Genomic DNA, 16,611 nt, shown 5'->3' with positions numbered 1-16,611 from the left:
GCCGGCCAGCAGCCCAGAGGGCCAAGTCAATATTAGATTAAGGACTGGCTGGGTCGCTAATCCAACCGGGGCCGCCAAGCCCCTTGAACATGGCTCGATCAGGCTGGTTTCTACTGTAATGGGGGCTACTCCACGCCCACCATAACGTCGGTGGACTTCACGATGGCAAGCGCCTCGCCGCCTTCTGCCAGCCCCAGCTCTTCAATGGCCTCGTTGGTGATGGAACCCTTGATGAGGGAACCCTCGGCGGTTTTCAACGCCACTTGGCCGTTGACGGCGCCCTTTTTCACGGATGCGATGGTTCCCGGAATTTGATTGCGGGCGGAGATGCCTGCGATGCGCTTGGTTCCGGCGGCGAACATGACGCTGCTGGCCTTGATGATAGCCGTGGCGCTCATGCCCTCGGCAAGCCCCAGGTCGGCGATGGCCTCCATGGTGATGTCGGCTTTGACTACGGTGGATCCCAAGTTGATGGACACCACGCCGTTGACGGCTCCTTCGGTTATTCCCGAAACGGTGCCTTTAAGCTGGTTGCGAGCGGAAATCTTCATGTGCGATTCCTTTCGTTGGGGCCTCTAGTATGTCGGAGGCCGATTGGGTATGGCCGCAGTATCGCAGCACCCGACGATTTCGTGAAGAAGTCGGGCGGAATCGTCTCCCATTTGTATTCTTGACCGGCTTTTGCGGGCGGTATTCGGGGCGCCCGGTCACCGTGTCTCGCTTTCGACCTGCGGTCGGCGCTTGCGGCAACGGCTCAATCCCGCTTACGCGGTGCGTGACGTCCCCCTTCGCTGTCAAAACGGACGAGTTTTGCGGCGGTTTTCGGCCCTTTCGGGGCGACCCGGCTGCGGGTGTTTTGCAACATGCCAGGTCAGAGGCTTGCCGCCGGTCATTATCCTGATTCGAGGACCAGCAAAACTCGTCCGTTTTGACAGCAGAGGGGGCCGGGCGGTCCAAGCCGGGCAGGTTCGGGGTTCCTACACGCCCACGGTCATGTGCATGGCGTAGAACGCGAAGCGCACGGCGAACGAAGCGGCAAGGGCCAGCATTCCGGCGCCCGCAGTGAGCAGCAGCCGCACCGTGCCGGTGCGCCGGGCAACGGTGAAGGGGTCGATCGACGCGGGCGCTGGCAGCGTTTTGCGCAGCGAGGCAACGGCGCACAAAGCAACGGCCCCGGCTTCCAACGTCAGGTACAAGCCCAGCAAAAGGCCAAGGTTGGGAACAAGGTCGGTCGCGCGCGTCGTGGTGGTGACAATGCCTTCAAGCGCTTGCCACTCCAAAGCCAGAACACCCGCGTTCGCCGCAGCTGCGCAGGCCGTAACCGCAAGCGCGACGAAGGCCGCGCGCCGCGACGGCTCCTGGCGAGCAAGCGCCAGCCCGAACAGTCCCACGATGGGCCCGCTCGACAGCGCGTTCAGCCACAGCGTCAGCGGCGCGGTGGGCAGGTTCCACGTGGGAACCGAGGGCACCGAATACGCCACGCCGATGAACCACACGAACGCGAGGCCCGCCGCGATGGTGGGCACGAGCCAAGCGGTGCGAAAGGCGCGGGTAAGGTCGTTGCGAAATGAGATGATCCAGTAGATGCCGCCAAGTGCCAGAAACGCCACCGCGGCCACCACTTCGTTCGAAAGCGGCGACCTGCCTATGCCCGTAATCACGTACAGCGCGTTCGCCGGGGTGCCCAGATGCGTGGCCGATGCGATGAGGCCGGAGATGGCCAGCACAAGCGGAACCACCAGATGGCGGCTGATGGCGTCGGCGCGGTCCTTCTTGCTGGCGCGTACGATAGCTGCGGCCATAAGCAGATAGCCTATCACGCCTGCGGGTGCGATAGTGGTGAACAGCACGAGCGTGATCTCGTTGATCGCCGTCTCCATGAGCGTCGGGCCTCTTTTCGCGTGTCGTGGGCGGTGGTTTCCGATACGTGCATCGGCAACCACCAGTATAAAGAATACGGGCGAGCGGAGGGAGACCGCTCGCCCGTATTCCGGGAGGATACTGCTTTGTACGAGACGTTACAGGGCAATTCCCATGAACAGTCCGTAGAATCCGATGCGCGCTACGAACACGCCGACAGCCACGATGGCGCACGAGCCTACCATAAGCGCCGGCGCGAACGCCTTCTTCGACGCGACGTAGGCCAGCACTGCTCCCAGCAGACCGCACGCGGCGAACGCTGCCAGCATCATGCCGATGGCCGGAACCAGCTGCGCCGCCGATCCCCAGATGTTGCGGATGCCTTCAAGCCCGGCGATCTGCATGCCGAAGCCCGCAGAGGCTATCACAACGCCGGCCAGCGTGAGGGCCAGAGCTACCGTGCCGGCGCCCTTCGGCAGTCCCACCTTGGCAAGACCCACGGTGCAGAATCCCAGCACCGTGCCGCCGGCCACCATGAAGCCCACCATCTGAACAATGGACGTCGGGGTGTTCCACGTGGGGATGGTGTGCATCATGTACGCCAGGCCGCAGAACGCCGAGAACACGACGGCCAGAACCGACAGCGCAATCAGGAACGCGCGACGTGCGCCCTCGGACAGCTTTCCTGCCAGGCCAAGCGCCCAATAGATCACAGCCGCTACGACGAACAGCACGCCCGCCAGGATCTCGTTCGAAAGTGGCGAGGATCCCACGCCCGCGAATACCCCGAAAGCTCCCAGAGGGCTGGCCAGGTGCATGAACGCACCCGCAAAGCCCACGGCCAGTACTGCCAGCGGCAGCGCGGTCCAGCGGTCGAGGCGCTTTGCGGCCGCCTGGTCGGGCTTGCCTGCCAAGAACGCGTACGTCAGGACGATGAACGCTCCTGCGCCCATGGGAGCGAGGGTGGTGAACACCGCCAGTGCGGCATGCTCGAATCCGGAACCCATGTTACCTCACCTCCGTCTTGTTGGCCACGACGCACGAGGTCGAGCCGCACGGCTGCGCTGCCGCGCAGTTCTTAATGTAAAAGTTCGGCGTGGTCACGCTGGGATCGGGCAAGGGCGCTACCGCCGCGCGGCCGTCGCCTTGCTCCAGCTGGTCGATCGGCCCGAACTCGATGGCGCGCATAGAGCATGCCTCCACGCACATGGGCTGCTTGCCTGCGGCTACACGGGACGCGCAGCCGTCGCACTTCACGCTGTGGCCCTTCTGGCGATCGACGTGCGGGTTGCCGTACGGGCAGGCCAGCTCGCAGTAACCGCAGCCGATGCAGCGATGCGTATCCACGGAAACAATGCCCTTATCGTCTTTGTGCATTGCGCCGGTGGGGCATACGTGCGTGCATGCCGGGTTGTCGCAATGGCTGCATGCGAACGACGTGTAGTACGTGTAGGAATCGGTGCTCCAGGTGCCGTCGGCCGCCTGGGTCCATCCGCCGCCTTCAAGCTCGTACACGCGGCGGTACGAATAGTCCAGCGGCAGGTCGTGATAGTCGCGGCAGGCCGCTTCGCAGGTCTTGCAACCCGTGCAGCGCGTCGCGTCGAAATAGAAACCGTACTGCGTCATGGCTTACCCTTCCACCTTCTCGATCGTGCCGATTACGCTGTGTTGGCCCGTGCCCTTCGACACCGGGTTGCAATGGCGGCTGGTCAGCGTGTTGCTGCAACCGCCGTGGTCGATGCGGTCGCCCTGCATGTCGGCGCGATGCCAGGCTCCCTGCGGGTACATGATGGTTCCGGGAATGACGCGGTTCGTCACCTTGGCCGTCGTGCGGATTTCTCCCTGTGCGCTGACCAGGCGAACCTTGTCGTTGTCCGCGATGCCGCGCGAAGCGGCGTCCATCGGGTTGATCCACGCCTGGAACGGAGCCAGCTTGTGCAGCGTCGGGTTGGCGGCGTACGTCGAGTGGGTGGTTCCCTTGTGATGGAAGTCCACAATCTGGAACGGGAACTCTTCGGTCGTGGAATCGGGGCCGTCGAAGCCAGGATAGTACACGGGGATGGCCGAGATCACGTCGCCTTCCTGCAGATCCCATGTCTCGGCGATCTTCGCCAGCTCGGGGGAGTAGATCTGGATCTTTCCAGTTGCCGTTTTAAGCGGGTTTGCCACGGGATCCAAAATGAAGTCGTCAACCTTGGTGGACGGTTCGATGTCGTACGTGAACGCGCCCATCTTCACGCCCTCGTCGTACGTGGGAAGCTCGGGCTTGTCTTCGCGCAGCTCGTCGTAGAGCTTGCGGCACCAGTCTTCGCGGGTCAGGCCGCCCTCGGAATACTCGTCGTACACGCCCAGGCGCTTCGCCAACTCGCCGCACACCTCGTAGACTTCGCGGCGCTCGAACTTCGGACCGTAGAGGGGCTGGCCGAAACGGATGCCCTCGACGTCGTTGGACTCGCCGGCGGCCGTCAGGCTGTACGTTTCCTGCGGGGTCAAGTCGGGCAGGACGATGTCGGCCCAGTTGCACGAATCGGTCCAGGCTATGTCGTACTGCAGAATGAACTCGCACAGGGTTTCGTCGCGCAGGATATCGGTGGTGAAGTTGATGTCGGCGTTTTGGTTGGCCATCATGTTGTTGCCGTAGTTCACCAGGAATTTGACGCCCACTTTCAGGCCGTCGGCGTTCTGGATGCCTGCGTTGGCGGCGGTCAGCTTCGCGCCGTCGCGGATGGCTTCGGGCCACAGGAAGTTCGGGAACTTCGCCTTGATGGGGTTCTTGCCCGTGGGCAGGGTGTTCAAGCCGATGTCGTCGTTGCCGATGGTCCCGCCCGACGTGGTGCCCGGCTTGCCTACCTGGCCCACCAGCTGCGGCAGCACCATGATGGCGCGCGAGGCGTTGTCGCCGTTGGTATGCCGTTGGGGCCCAAGGCCCTGGCAGATGTAGCACGGGTCGGATTCGGCAATCTCGTGCGCCAGCTTCACGATGCGCTCTTCCGGCACTTTCGTGATGGCGGATGCCCACGCGGGGGTCTTCTCCACCTGGTCGTAGCCGGTGCCCAGGATGTAGTCGCGGTAGGACAGGTTCTTGCCGCGAGCATCTTCGGGCATGGTCTCCTCGTCGAAGCCCACGCAGTACGTGTGCAGGAAGTCCAGGTCAACCAAGTTTTCGGTGATGAGCACATGGGCAAGGCCCGCTACCAGGGCTGCGTCGGTGCCGGGCACGATGGGAATCCATTCGGCGCCCTGGTTCGTGCAGGTTTCGTTGCGGCGCGGATCGATGACGATGACGCGCGCGTTCTTCTTCTCGCGAACCACGTTCAGGTCGTAACCCGGGCCGTCACCGGCCATGCGCATGTCGTTCGGCGCGAAGCCGAAGAACACGACAAGCTCGCCTTCCTGGATGGTCTTGAGCGAGCGGTTGCCCCACGACTTGCCGTACGTGTACGGGTACGCCCCGAAGCTGATGGACGCGCTCGAGTAGCTGCCGTAGCGCGTGACTTCGCCGCCCAGCAGGTTGAACAGGCGGAAGAAGGGATTGTTCATCATGATGTTCTGCTCGACGCCCGAGCATTCCTGGATGAACACGGCCTCGTTGCCGTACTGCTTCGTGATGCGCGTGAATTCGCTGGCGATGATGTCGAGCGCCTCGTCCCAGCTGATGCGCTCGTACTGGCCCTCGCCGCGCTTCGTGCCCTCGACGCGCTTCATCGGGTAGTTCAGCCGGTCGGCGCTTCCCAGCCACGGGCGGATGGAGCGGCCGCGCAGGCAAGCGCGCGCCTCGACGGCGCCGAATGCGGGGTCTCCCGTGTTGTCGGATTCGACGTACTTCAATTCACCGTCCTGCACATGGCACTGCAGCGGGCACGCGCCTCCGCAGTTGACGTGGCAGTGCGTCCAGACGATCTCCTCGTTGCCAGCCGCGTCTTCGGCATAGGCTTGCGGAGCGTCGGCGAACAGGCTTTGGGATGCCGCTCCGCTTGCGGCGGCAAGCGCGCCGAGCGCGCCCGTCGCCTTCACGAAGGTGCGGCGGGTCAGTCCCTGGGATGTCGTGGTGTTCGACATGCAACCCCCTCCAATACTCGTAGGTTCCTCGTTTGCTTCGTGCGCCTTGCCTTCGCCTCGTCAACGCTCGGCAGGGCACGTCCATGCAGTTCGAACTGGCGAAAACTATAGATGTTTCGGGGTTGCAACCTTGTCACCAGAATGTTGTGATATTTTCGTTTCCCCAGGTAAAAGCTGTCACCATATTGTCGAATGGCTGAGTTTCACCCCGTTTTTCGGCATGAGAGCGTCTGTTAGAATGGCACCACGACAACCAAAGGAGGGATTCCGTACATGCGCGCGCCAACCGCACTCAGACCGGACGTCCCCAGCTTCGGGTACGCTGCATTCCTGTCGATAAACGCAACGTCGATTTGGGGAGGAATCTTCCCGTATCTGTCCGCACCGTGCCAGACCCCGCTTACTACCATTGTATTTTATACGGTGCAGATAGCGTCGTTTTGGGCTGCGTTCTGCGTATGCATGGCGGTCACATGGGCGCGTCCGGCCTTCGCCCGGCGGGCCCATGTTTTGGCGTTCTCCGTTCCGCTGGCGTTTGGTCCGCTGATGCTGGTGGGCGCTATGTACCTGGAATCGCTGGCGTTCGCGCTTATCGTGGTTGCCGCGGCGCTCATAGGCGTGGGATCGGCCGGATACCTTATGAGCTGGCAGCGCGTGTTCGCTTCGCTCGACAGCGCGCGGGGGAACATGGCGCTCATCAAGGGCACGGGCTTTTCGGCGCTGCTGTACTTTTTCCTGTGCTTCATTCCCACGGCTTTGACGGCGTACTTGATTCCGCTTGTGCTGGTTCCGTTGGCGGGGCTGTGCCTGTGGATCGCGGCGGAGGGCACCGACGACGCGCAGCCTATGTTCGACGACGTTCCGCGCGAGCATGCGCTGGTGTATCGCAACGCCTTGCGCGAGAGCTTGCTGCCGGCGCTTTCGGTGGGCGCGCTGGGATTTTGCTCGGGCGCTATTCGCTTTATTGCGGTTACGCACCAGGACCTGCTCAGCACCATCAACATCTTTTCCATGTTCGCGCTGCTGGCCGTGGTGGCGGCATTTTACGGAGCATGGCGTATACGCACCATCCACGTTGACTTGATGAGCGTTTTTCGGGTGCTGTTCCCGGTGGCGGCGACTTGCTTGATCGTTCTTCCGTTCGCGGGCGAGTGGTTCACCATCATTGGCAGCGGGGTTACGTACGCCTGCTTCATGCTGGCCACCGTGCTGGTCATGATGCACTGCGGCCAGATATCCCGCGATAGCGGCATCAATCCGGTGTTCATTTTCGCGTTCTACGGCACCATCACGTACTTTCTGCAAATGTGCGGGTACGTGGTGGGCTACGCTTCCGGCAGCGAAGTCACCTTGGGCGTCGAGCAGCTTTCGTTTGTGGGACTGGTTGCGCTGTACGTTTTGTTGCTGGTTGCGTTGGTCGGTCGCAGGGTGGGCAAGCTGCACACTAACCGCCTGGAGTTTCTTATGCTCACGCCGAAGGCTCGCCGGAAGGAGGCGTCGGCGGAGATTGCCGTGAGCCGCGCCGTGCGCGCTCGCACGACGGCCGAGGCGGATGCGTCCGAAGAGGGCCGGGCGAGCGCGGCGAAGGGCCGGGCCGCGCGAGCGGCGGGCGCGAATCCTGCGGTGTCGGGCGAGGCGGGCTCTTCCGCGGCTTCGTCTGCGGTTGCGGTTGCGGGATCGGCGCCTTTGGTGGATCGGCTGTCGAAGCAGTGTCTGCGACTGAGCGAGTTGTACGGGTTGTCCAGTCGAGAGGCCGAGGTCATGGAGCTTGTTGCGCGCGGGCATTCGGGTCCCGCCATTGCCGAGATGCTGTTCATATCCGAGAACACGATGCGCACTCACAGCAAGCGCATCTACGCCAAGCTGGGCATTCACAAGAAGCAGGAGCTGTTGGCTCTTCTGGACGAGGTGTAGCCGCAGGCTGGCGGCTGGCATGGGACGCGTCGCGCGGCGCGGATGCGGGTGTGGGTGCGGGCGTAGTGCGTGCCGGGGGTCTGGGGCTGGTGCGGGGCGCTCGGCTCCGCCGGGGCGGAAGCGGTGCGCGGCGTACGGGCATGGGACGCGTCGCGCGGCGCGGATGCGGGCGTGGGTGCGGGCGTAGTGCGTGCCGGGGGTCTGGGGCTGGTGCGGGGCGCCCGGCTCCGCCGGGGCGGAAGCGGTGCGCGGCGTACGGGCATGGGACGCGTCGCGCGGCGCGGGCGTGGGCATCCGGCGTGCCGGGGGCCTGGGGCGGCGACTTGCGCCCGCTTTTTCAGTTCGCGTGGCGGCCCCATCTTGCTCCCGCAGCGCGTGGCGCTCCCCTCGCTGTCAAAACGAGCGAGTTTTGCGGCGGTTTTCAGCCCTTTCGGGGTGCCTCGGCTGCGGGCGTTTTATAACATGCCAGTTCAGAAGCTCGTCGCCTGCCATTATCCTGATTCGAGGACCAGCAAAACTCGTCCGTTTTGACAGCGGCAGGGGATCGACGGCGAACGCGACCGCCGCGCGACGGCTCGCGGCCCCGACGGCGACCGCGACCCCATTACAGTAGAAACCAGCCTGATCGAGCCATGTTCAAGGGGCTTGGCGGCCCCGGTTGGATTAGCGACCCAGCCAGTCCTTAATCTAATATTGACTTGGCCCTCTGGGCTGCTGGCCGGCCGCCTCCGGATGGCCCTAGTCCCCTGCCTCTCGCGAAGGCCCGGGGGGTGTTGCCACCGGAGGTCGGCCGCCGCGATTCCGGCTGATAGGAACCTGCCGGGCGCATCGCGCGCCACGGCCGAGTAATGTGGTTGCCGAGACGCGGCGAACGGTGCGGCCAGCCGTGTAGAAAGGGTAACACCATGGCCGAGAAGAACGCAACGCTCACGAGCAAGCACGCCGCCTACCTGGGGCTCGACGTCGGAAAGTTCGCCCACTGGGCGTATGCGGTCGACCTCGACGGAGAGGTCCTGCTGAGCAGGCGCGTCGCCAACTCCGAGGGGGAGCTCGACGCGCTGCTGGCCGAGCTTCCCGCAGACACGCTCGTGGTAGTCGACCAGCGCCGCAACATCGGCGCGCTCGCAATCAAGCGCGCGAGGGCGGCGGGAAGGCCCGTCGCCTACCTGCCGGGATCCGCCGAGCACGAGCTCGCCAAGAGCTTCCCCGGGATCGCCAAAACCGACGAGCGGGACGCGCAGGTCATAGCGCGCGCGGCTCTGGGCATGCCCCAGACGCTCCGCCCGGTGCCGGCCGAGGACCCGGCGCTCGACGGCGCCAGGATAATGTCTGCCCAGGTGGCGCAGGTGCAGAAGGACCGCACTGCGTGCGCCAACGCCCTGCACTCGCGCCTGCTCGAGTCGTGCCCGGCATTCGAGGCGGCATGCGAGATGACCGAGCCGTGGTGCGCCGGCATGCTCGCCGAGCTGGGAGCGCCCTGGACCATGCTCGACGCCGGGCGCAAGAGGTTCTGCGCGGCGTCCCGCAAGCACCGCGCCACCCGCGAGCAGCGAGACCGCCTCTGGAACTCGATCTGCGGCGAACGCCCGTCTGAGCAGGCCGTGGCCGCCGAGATGCGCTACGTCAAGCATTTCGCGGGCCGCATCGTGGCAGACAACGAGGCCGAGTCCGAGCTCGAGGACGCGATAGCGGAATCGCTGTCCGACAACGCCGACTTCAAGAACCTGCAGACAATCCCCGGCATCGGGCCGAGGACGGCCATGCAGCTGGTGGTCTCCATCGACATCTCCGAGTTCGGCAGCCACGACAAGCTGGCCAGCTATTGCGGGCTGGCGCCTTCCACCCAGCAATCCGGAACCTCCACCAACTACGACAGGGGGCACCGCGGCGGAAACAAGCCGCTCAAGAACCTGCTGATCTTCTCGTGCAACTCCCTGACCAGGTCGAAGGGCTACTACGGGGAGTATCTAAGGAAATGCCGGGCCAGGGGCATGAAGTACAAGTGCGCGCTCAAGGCCACGGCGAGAAAGAGGATGAAGGTCATCTACGCGGTCATGCGCGACGGGGTGCCGTACTCCGCGTAGCAAGCTCGGGCGCAGGTCGCCGACAACCGCCTCCGCCTTGAAGCCGGGGCGGCGCGTCACCATGCCCGCAGATGGATTCGTCATTGCGGAAATCCCGCCAAATACCTACTTGACGGATTCATAGGAACACCCCCCGACGGCGAACGCGACCGCGGCCCCCCCGTCGGCGAACGCGCCTGTTGCGCGGCCCGCAACGACAGGGCGACCTCCCGTTTTCGCCGTCGTGCGTGTGGCGAATCGGTCCGTTTCCGCGCCGCAACAAGGTTGCCATATCTTACTTTGATATACTTGCTTATAGAAGAAGCAAGAAGCGGGGGTGAAGCGGATGAGTGAGCTCATGGTAGGGACGATCCTGGTGCTGCTGATATGCGCCCTGTTCTTGGCGCTGGCCTGGAACTACTGGCATGGGCGGTGGCTGCGGTCGATTGCGGGAAACACCATGGCTACCGACGAAGAGCTTGCTTCACCTGAGCAGAAGCGGTTGGGCAAGCGCATGTCGGCGGTCATGCTGGTGTGCACGGCGGCGCTTCTGCTTCTGGTGGGATCGACGTACGTGCGCGAACTGGGAGGTTTCGACTTCGTAGGCATTGCGATATTCGCGGCTATTGCGGGCATCGTGGGTTCCTGCGCGTGGACATGCCTTGCTACCTGGCGCGATAATCGTGCGATTCGGAAAAGATCTCAGCAAGATAGCGAGCCCTTGAGCGAGGACGCCAAGCTTGATCGACGCGCGGGCATTGTTCTTGCCGTCATCCTGGGTATCTACCTGGTTGTATCGTTCGTGGTTGCTCCGCTGGCGAAAGGCTGACGCTACCGCGATCTTTTCGGGGCGCGCCGTGCGTGGGCCGTGCCGCCGCCTGCGCCTTCGGCGGTGACACGCCTTCTCGAATGTGGGACAATGGCAGGCGAACTATTCGAAACTTCGCACGTTAGGTATCAGAATCATGTCTGCCCAGTTCAACATTAAAGCGGCCGATCCCGCTTCCGTGGATCTATTGCAACGCGAATTGGCCTTGCCGCGCTTCATCGCGGCCACGCTCGTCGCGCGCGGCATCGAGCGCCCCGAAGACGTCCGTCGCTTCCTTGCGCCCTCTATCGAGCGCGATTGGCTTGACCCGTACATTATTCCCGGGTTGTCCGAGGTGGCCGACGCTCTGGAGGCCGCTGTCAAGCGCGGCGACCACATCTTGGTGTTCGGCGATTTCGACCTGGACGGCATTTCGGCCACCACGGTGCTCACCCGCGGTTTGCGCGCCTTAGGCGCGCAGGCTACGCCGTTCATTCCCCTGCGTTTCGAGGAAGGCTACGCGCTGTCCGAGGCCGCGTTTTTGCGCGCGTGCTCGTTCGGCCCGGACTTCATCGTGACCGTGGACTGCGGCATCGCCTGCAAAGCGGAGGCGGCCATGGTGGTGGAGGCCGGTCTCGGCCTGGCCGTCACCGACCATCACGAGCCGGTTGACCTGGTGCCTGAAGGCGTGCCCGTGGCCGATCCCAAATGCGATCCTGCCTGCCCCAGCGCCATTCTTGCCGGCGTGGGCGTGGCTCTCAAGCTGGTGCAGGTGCTGGGCGGTCGCCTGGGGCAGCCGCACCTATGGCGGGACTACACCGACTTCGCCACCCTGGGAACGGTGGCCGACCTCATGCCCATGCGCGGCGAGAACCGCGCGCTCGTGGCAGACGGCATCGCGCGCATGAACAAGGCGCCCCGCCCGTGCATCGCGGCGCTCCTTGCCACCAGCGGCGCCATCGACAAGCCCATCAGCGCCACCAATTTAAGCTTCTCGGTCATTCCGCGTCTGAACGCCGCCGGCCGCATGGGCGACGCGCAACTGGCGCTCGATCTGCTCATGACCGATGACTTCGAAGAGGCCAATCGCTTGGCGGCCGAGCTCGAGCACGTGAACGACCAGCGCCGTGCCATCGAGGCGGAGCTTTCCGAGATCGCGAAAGCCCGCGCCGCAGAGGTGTACCAGGGCCAGCGGGCGCTTGTGGTGTCGGGCGAAAGCTGGCACGAAGGCGTGAAGGGGATTGTGGCAAGCCGCCTGGTCAACACGTACGGCGTGCCCAGCCTGCTGTTCACCATCGACGGCGACGAGGCGCGCGGCAGCGGTCGCAGCGTGGGCCAGGTGAACCTGTTCAAGGCCGTGGAAAGCGCATCCGATCTGCTCACGCGCTTCGGCGGGCATGAGGCCGCCGTGGGCGTGACGCTGCCGGCCGACAAGCTCCCCGAGTTCGAGCGGCGCCTGTGCGCCTACATGGACGAGCTGCCCGAGGGCGCGTTCCATCCGCTTGTGAAGATCGACGCCTGCGTGAGCCTGGACGAGCTGACGTTGGAAAGCGTGGCTCAGCTGGACAAGCTTGCTCCGTTCGGTCAGGAGCATCCGGTGCCCGTGTACCTGGCGCGCGACGTGACGCTGGTGAACGCGCGCGCGGTTGGCGCCGAGAAGAACCACTTCTCGTGCTCGCTCACGGACGGGCGGGCCACGGTGGCCGGCATCATGTTCCACTGCTCGGACATCGAAACGCTCATGCGCACCGACAGCGTGGTGAACGCCGCGTTCGAGGTGCAGATCGACGAATGGCGCGGCCGCAAATCGGTGAAGGCCATGCTCCAGTCGCTGGCTCCTGCGCGTACGTGCGGCGCGCTGGAAGCGTGCCTCAACCCTGAAAACCTCAGCTTCGTGGCCGATCTGTATGCCACGAGCGATGCGGAGCTGTGCGCCAACGTGCAGCATCGTCCCGAGGACGTGGAAGCGTACGAGGCTGCGCTCGAGAAGAACCGTGCGTTCTGGGAGGCCAAGGCCGTCGAGGATCCCGAGGGTTTGGAGCGCGATATCGTGCGCGCCATCATCGGCGACCGTCGGCTGCACGACGCCCAGCGCGACATCTTGGACCACCTGGACGCGGGACGTTCGGTTCTTGGCGTCATGGTGACGGGACGCGGCAAGTCCCTGACCTTCCAAGTGCACGCCGCCATGCGCGCGCTGGCGAACCACGAGGTGAGCCTGTTCGTGTATCCCTTGCGCGCGCTTATTGCCGATCAGGCGTTTCATCTGCGCGAAGCGCTGGATGCGTTCGGTGTGCGCGTGGTCACGCTCACGGGCGAGAGCACGCCCGAAGAGCGTCGTCAGGCGTTCGCCGGATTGGCTGACGGCATGTACGATATCGCCCTGACCACGCCCGAGTTCCTGGCGTGGCATGCGGACGAATTTGCCGCTACGGGTCGCGTTCGCTTCGTGGTGGTGGACGAGGCCCATCACGTGGGCTTGGCGAAAGCCGGGCAGCGCGTTGCCTACGCCACCATTGGCGCCGCCATCGCGAAGCTGGGAAGCCCCGCCCCTACGGTGCTGGCGCTTACCGCCACGGCTGACGACGACGTGACCGCCGCCATCGAGCGCGAGCTGCCCATCGATTCCTGCGTGTTCGACACCGCAGATCGTCCGAACCTGGCGGTGGACGACCGGCGCAACCTGCGCAATCGCGACGACTACCTGGCCAATCTGGTGGCGTCGGGCGAAAAGACGGTCATCTACGTGAACTCGCGCGAGCAGTCCGTGGCCGTTGCGCGCAGCTTGCGCAAGCGCGTGCCGCAGGTGGCGCCGCTCATCGGCTTCTACAACGCGGGCCTTTCGCGCAGCGAGCGCAAGCGCATCGAGGAGCTGTTCCGCACCGATGCGCTGAGCGTGCTGGTGGCTACGAGCGCGTTCGGCGAGGGCGTGGACATTCCTAACATTCGCCATGTGGTGCTGTACCATCTGCCGTTCAACGAGATAGAGTTCAACCAGATGAGCGGCCGTGCGGGGCGCGACGGGCAGGGCGCGAGCGTTCACCTGCTGTTCGGGCGCAACGATTGTTCCATCAACGAGAGCATCTTGCGCGACATGACTCCCGACCATGATTGCTTGGCGCAGGTGTACCGCAAGCTGCGCAGCTTGCAGCGCGAAAGTTCCGATACGTTCTTCACCTTGGGGAACGCCGATTTGGCCGCCGCTGCCAGCACGGACGTCTTCCCGGTGAGCCCCGCTTCCGCGGCATGCGGTGTGGCGGTGTTCCGCGAACTGGGCCTCATCGAGACCCATGCGGCGTTCGGCGCCGACGGGATGGCGCGATCCATTCACGTGAAGGACACGCAGGATAAAGTGGAGCTGACGGACAGCGTTCGCTATCGCGAAGGTTTGGGGGAGCGCGAGATATTTCACGCGTTCCGCGACTGGGCGATGAAGAGCGATTCTGCTAGCCTGCATATACGCGTTTCCCGGCCCATTTTGCCGGGCAAGGCGCTGCATGGAAAGGAGGGCGACGATGACTAAGAACGATCGCGAAGAGCTGCTGGGCGAGGCCCCGAAATCGACGGGCAGGCAGACGGTCGAGGACAATCTGCTGGGCCGTCCGCATGTGGCCGAGAAATCGTTCGCTCCCGAAGCGAAGAAGGACGCTCAAGCGTCGCATACTCCCGAGGACCGCTTCATCGAGCTTCAGCGTTTGACCTCGACGTATCTTTCCGAAGCCGACGAGGCTCTTCTTGCCAAGGCGTTCCGCTTCGCAAGCGACGCGCACGAAGGCCAGTGCCGCAAAAGCGGCGAGCCGTTCGTGGCCCATCCCGTGGAAGTGGCCATTATCCTGGCCGATTTGCGCATGGACGTGGAAACGCTCATCGCCGCGTTGCTTCACGATACCGTGGAGGATACCAGCGTGACCGCCGCCCAGGTGGCCGAAGAGTTCAACGACCAGGTGTCGCAGCTGGTCGAGGGCGTGACGAAGATCACTCGCATCGAGGTGGAGAGCTTGTCCGACAAGCAGGCGGCCACCATTCGCAAGATGTTCGTGGCCATGAGCAAGGACATCCGCGTGATCGTCATCAAGCTGGCCGACCGCCTGCACAACATGCGCACGCTGGGCGCGCTGCGCGAGGACCGCCGCATCTTCAAGGCGCGCGAAACCCTGGAGATCTACGCGCCCATCGCCCACCGCCTGGGCATCAACTCCATCAAGTGGGAGCTTGAGGACCTGTCGTTCTATTATCTGGAACCCAACAAGTTCAAGCAGGTCAGCCGCATGGTTACGGAAAGCCGTGCCGAACGGGAGGACTACCTCAACCAGATCATCGGCATCCTGCACGACGAGATGGGCAAGGTGAACATCCAGGCGCAGATCATGGGCCGCCCGAAGCACCTGTACTCCATCTACCAGAAGATGACGAAGAAGGGCAAGGGCTTCTCCGAGATTTACGACCTGATCGCCGTGCGCGTGATCGTGAAGTCGGTCAAGGACTGCTATTCGGCTCTGGGCGCGGTGCACACGCTGTGGCACCCCATGCCGGGGCGCTTCAAAGACTACATCGCCATGCCGAAGTTCAATATGTACCAAAGCCTGCACACCACGGTCATCGGCCCTGCCGGTCGGCCGCTTGAGGTGCAGATTCGCACCGAGGACATGCATCGGCAGAGCGAATACGGCGTGGCTGCCCACTGGCGCTACAAGGAGAAGGGCGGCAAGGGCGGCGACGCCATCGACCAGCAGCTGGCGTGGCTTCGCCAGATGGTGGACTGGCAGGACGAGTCGCAGGACTCGCGCGAGTTCCTGAAGGACCTCAAGGTTGACCTGGCGCCTACGGAGGTGTTCGTCTTCACGCCGAAGGGCGAGGTCATGAGCTTGCGAGCCGGATCGACCCCGGTCGATTTCGCGTACGCCATCCATACGGAGGTGGGAAACCACTGCGTTGGCGCGAAGGTGAACGGCGCCATCGTGCCTCTAACGTACGAGCTGCAGCTGGGCGACCGCGTGGACATCCTCACGCAGAAGAGCGCAAGCCCTTCGCGCGACTGGCTCAACATCGTGAAAACGCCGAGCGCGCGCAGCAAAATTCGGTCGTACTTCAGCCGGGTGAGCCGCGGGGACGATTTGCAGAACGGCCGCGACAAGCTGACGCGCGAGATGCGCAAGCACGGCCTGGGCATTTCGAGCGCCCAGTCGATGCGCGCCATCAAGAGCGTTGCCGATCACATGGGCTACAACGATCCCGACGACATGCTGGTGAACATCGGCACGGGCAAGGAAAGCGCCCAGCATGTGTCGAACCGCCTGCTCAAGATCTTGGTGGACAAGGGCAACGAAGAGGCCGAGACGCTCGGCTTCGGCGCGTCCGATATGTCCACGGGCAAGCTGCCGCCCATGCTGACGTCGGTGAAGCGTCCGAAAAAGCACGAAGCCCATACCAGCAACGGCGTGGTGGTGAAGGGTATCGACGACGTGCTGGTTCGCTTGTCGCGCTGCTGCAACCCGGTGCCCGGCGACGAGATTCTGGGCTTCGTGACGCGCGGGCGCGGCGTGTCGGTGCACCGCGCGGATTGTCCGAACGCAACCGACCTCAAGCAATCGCCGGAGCGCATCATCGACGTGGCGTGGGAGCGCGACCTTCCCAAGAACACGTCGTTCAAGGTGGAGGTGTTCCTTGACGCGCTCGATCGCATGAACCTGCTGCGCGACGTGACCGTGGTGCTGTCCGAAATGGGAGCGAACGTGCTGAACTGCTCCGTCACGGCTCATCGCGACGGCATGGCGGAGATGCGCTTTTTGTTCCAGGTTTCGGACATCAACCATATCGATACCATTTTGAGCAAGCTGCGCGGCATCGAGGGCGTATTCGACGCTCGCCGCATGGTGCCCAAGCAGGGCAACGGAAAGAAAAAGTAAA

At 64.0% G+C, this 16,611-nt stretch carries 10 protein-coding genes; 5 read left to right on the top strand and 5 right to left on the bottom strand.

The annotated features are described in order from the left end of the window. Window positions 1-125: 125 nt before the first annotated feature. The 5 genes from LG373_RS12205 to LG373_RS12185 all read right to left on the bottom strand — a co-directional run bounded on the left by LG373_RS12205 (window position 126) and on the right by LG373_RS12185 (window position 5,919). A complete protein-coding gene (locus LG373_RS12205; RefSeq protein ID WP_225749902.1) occupies window positions 126-551 on the bottom strand; it encodes a molybdopterin-binding protein in 426 nt (141 codons plus the stop codon). Between the two features lie 426 nt (window positions 552-977). Beyond that, a complete protein-coding gene (locus LG373_RS12200; protein ID WP_216529969.1) occupies window positions 978-1,880 on the bottom strand; it encodes a DmsC/YnfH family molybdoenzyme membrane anchor subunit in 903 nt (300 codons plus the stop codon). A gap of 138 nt (window positions 1,881-2,018) precedes the next feature. Beyond that, window positions 2,019-2,867, bottom strand: a complete 849-nt coding sequence (locus LG373_RS12195) for a DmsC/YnfH family molybdoenzyme membrane anchor subunit (RefSeq protein WP_216529968.1) — start codon at window positions 2,865-2,867, stop codon at window positions 2,019-2,021. A 1-nt stretch (window position 2,868) separates the two neighbouring features. After that, entirely contained in the window at window positions 2,869-3,486 is a 618-nt protein-coding gene (locus tag LG373_RS12190; RefSeq protein WP_216529967.1) for a DMSO/selenate family reductase complex B subunit, read from the bottom strand. A 3-nt stretch (window positions 3,487-3,489) separates the two neighbouring features. Next, window positions 3,490-5,919: a DMSO/selenate family reductase complex A subunit gene (locus tag LG373_RS12185; protein WP_216529966.1), complete on the bottom strand. Its 2,430-nt coding sequence runs from the start codon at window positions 5,917-5,919 to the stop codon at window positions 3,490-3,492. Window positions 5,920-6,192: 273 nt separating this feature from the next. Here LG373_RS12185 and LG373_RS12180 point away from each other — a divergent pair, with 273 nt between their 5' ends. The 5 genes from LG373_RS12180 (at window position 6,193) to LG373_RS12160 (ending at window position 16,610) form a co-directional block, all read left to right on the top strand. Continuing rightward, window positions 6,193-7,833: a helix-turn-helix transcriptional regulator gene (locus LG373_RS12180; protein WP_225749901.1), complete on the top strand. Its 1,641-nt coding sequence runs from the start codon at window positions 6,193-6,195 to the stop codon at window positions 7,831-7,833. A 905-nt stretch (window positions 7,834-8,738) separates the two neighbouring features. Beyond that, window positions 8,739-9,917, top strand: a complete 1,179-nt coding sequence (locus LG373_RS12175; protein WP_225749900.1) for an IS110 family transposase — start codon at window positions 8,739-8,741, stop codon at window positions 9,915-9,917. Window positions 9,918-10,233: 316 nt separating this feature from the next. Continuing rightward, on the top strand, window positions 10,234-10,725 hold the full coding sequence (locus LG373_RS12170; protein ID WP_225749899.1) for a hypothetical protein: 492 nt from the start codon (window positions 10,234-10,236) through the stop codon (window positions 10,723-10,725). Between the two features lie 136 nt (window positions 10,726-10,861). Further along, window positions 10,862-14,227 carry a single-stranded-DNA-specific exonuclease RecJ gene (gene recJ, locus LG373_RS12165; protein WP_225749898.1) on the top strand — a complete coding sequence of 1,122 codons (3,366 nt, stop codon included), beginning with the start codon at window positions 10,862-10,864 and terminating at the stop codon, window positions 14,225-14,227. Beyond that, window positions 14,220-16,610 (top strand): bifunctional (p)ppGpp synthetase/guanosine-3',5'-bis(diphosphate) 3'-pyrophosphohydrolase, encoded by a 2,391-nt coding sequence (locus LG373_RS12160; protein WP_114567353.1) that lies wholly within the window; start codon window positions 14,220-14,222, stop codon window positions 16,608-16,610. The genes recJ and LG373_RS12160 overlap by 8 nt, the downstream gene beginning before the upstream one ends. The last annotated feature ends 1 nt before the right edge of the window (window position 16,611 follow it).

Source organism: Paraeggerthella sp. Marseille-Q4926 (assembly GCF_916618935.1).
Lineage (GTDB): Bacteria > Actinomycetota > Coriobacteriia > Coriobacteriales > Eggerthellaceae > Paraeggerthella > Paraeggerthella hominis.
Note: the sequence above shows the minus strand (reverse complement) of the source record. Positions and strands in the feature narration are given on the sequence as shown.

Excerpts from the sequence above, each read along its gene's own strand:
- LG373_RS12205 (WP_225749902.1), bottom strand. The coding sequence starts at position 551 with ATGAAGATTTCCGCTCGCAACCAGCTTAAAGGCACCGTTTCGGGAATA.
- LG373_RS12200 (WP_216529969.1), bottom strand. The coding sequence starts at position 1,880 with ATGGAGACGGCGATCAACGAGATCACGCTCGTGCTGTTCACCACTATC.
- LG373_RS12195 (WP_216529968.1), bottom strand. The coding sequence starts at position 2,867 with ATGGGTTCCGGATTCGAGCATGCCGCACTGGCGGTGTTCACCACCCTC.
- LG373_RS12190 (WP_216529967.1), bottom strand. The coding sequence starts at position 3,486 with ATGACGCAGTACGGTTTCTATTTCGACGCGACGCGCTGCACGGGTTGC.
- LG373_RS12185 (WP_216529966.1), bottom strand. The coding sequence starts at position 5,919 with ATGTCGAACACCACGACATCCCAGGGACTGACCCGCCGCACCTTCGTG.
- LG373_RS12180 (WP_225749901.1), top strand. The coding sequence starts at position 6,193 with ATGCGCGCGCCAACCGCACTCAGACCGGACGTCCCCAGCTTCGGGTAC.
- LG373_RS12175 (WP_225749900.1), top strand. The coding sequence starts at position 8,739 with ATGGCCGAGAAGAACGCAACGCTCACGAGCAAGCACGCCGCCTACCTG.
- recJ (WP_225749898.1), top strand. The coding sequence starts at position 10,862 with ATGTCTGCCCAGTTCAACATTAAAGCGGCCGATCCCGCTTCCGTGGAT.
- LG373_RS12160 (WP_114567353.1), top strand. The coding sequence starts at position 14,220 with ATGACTAAGAACGATCGCGAAGAGCTGCTGGGCGAGGCCCCGAAATCG.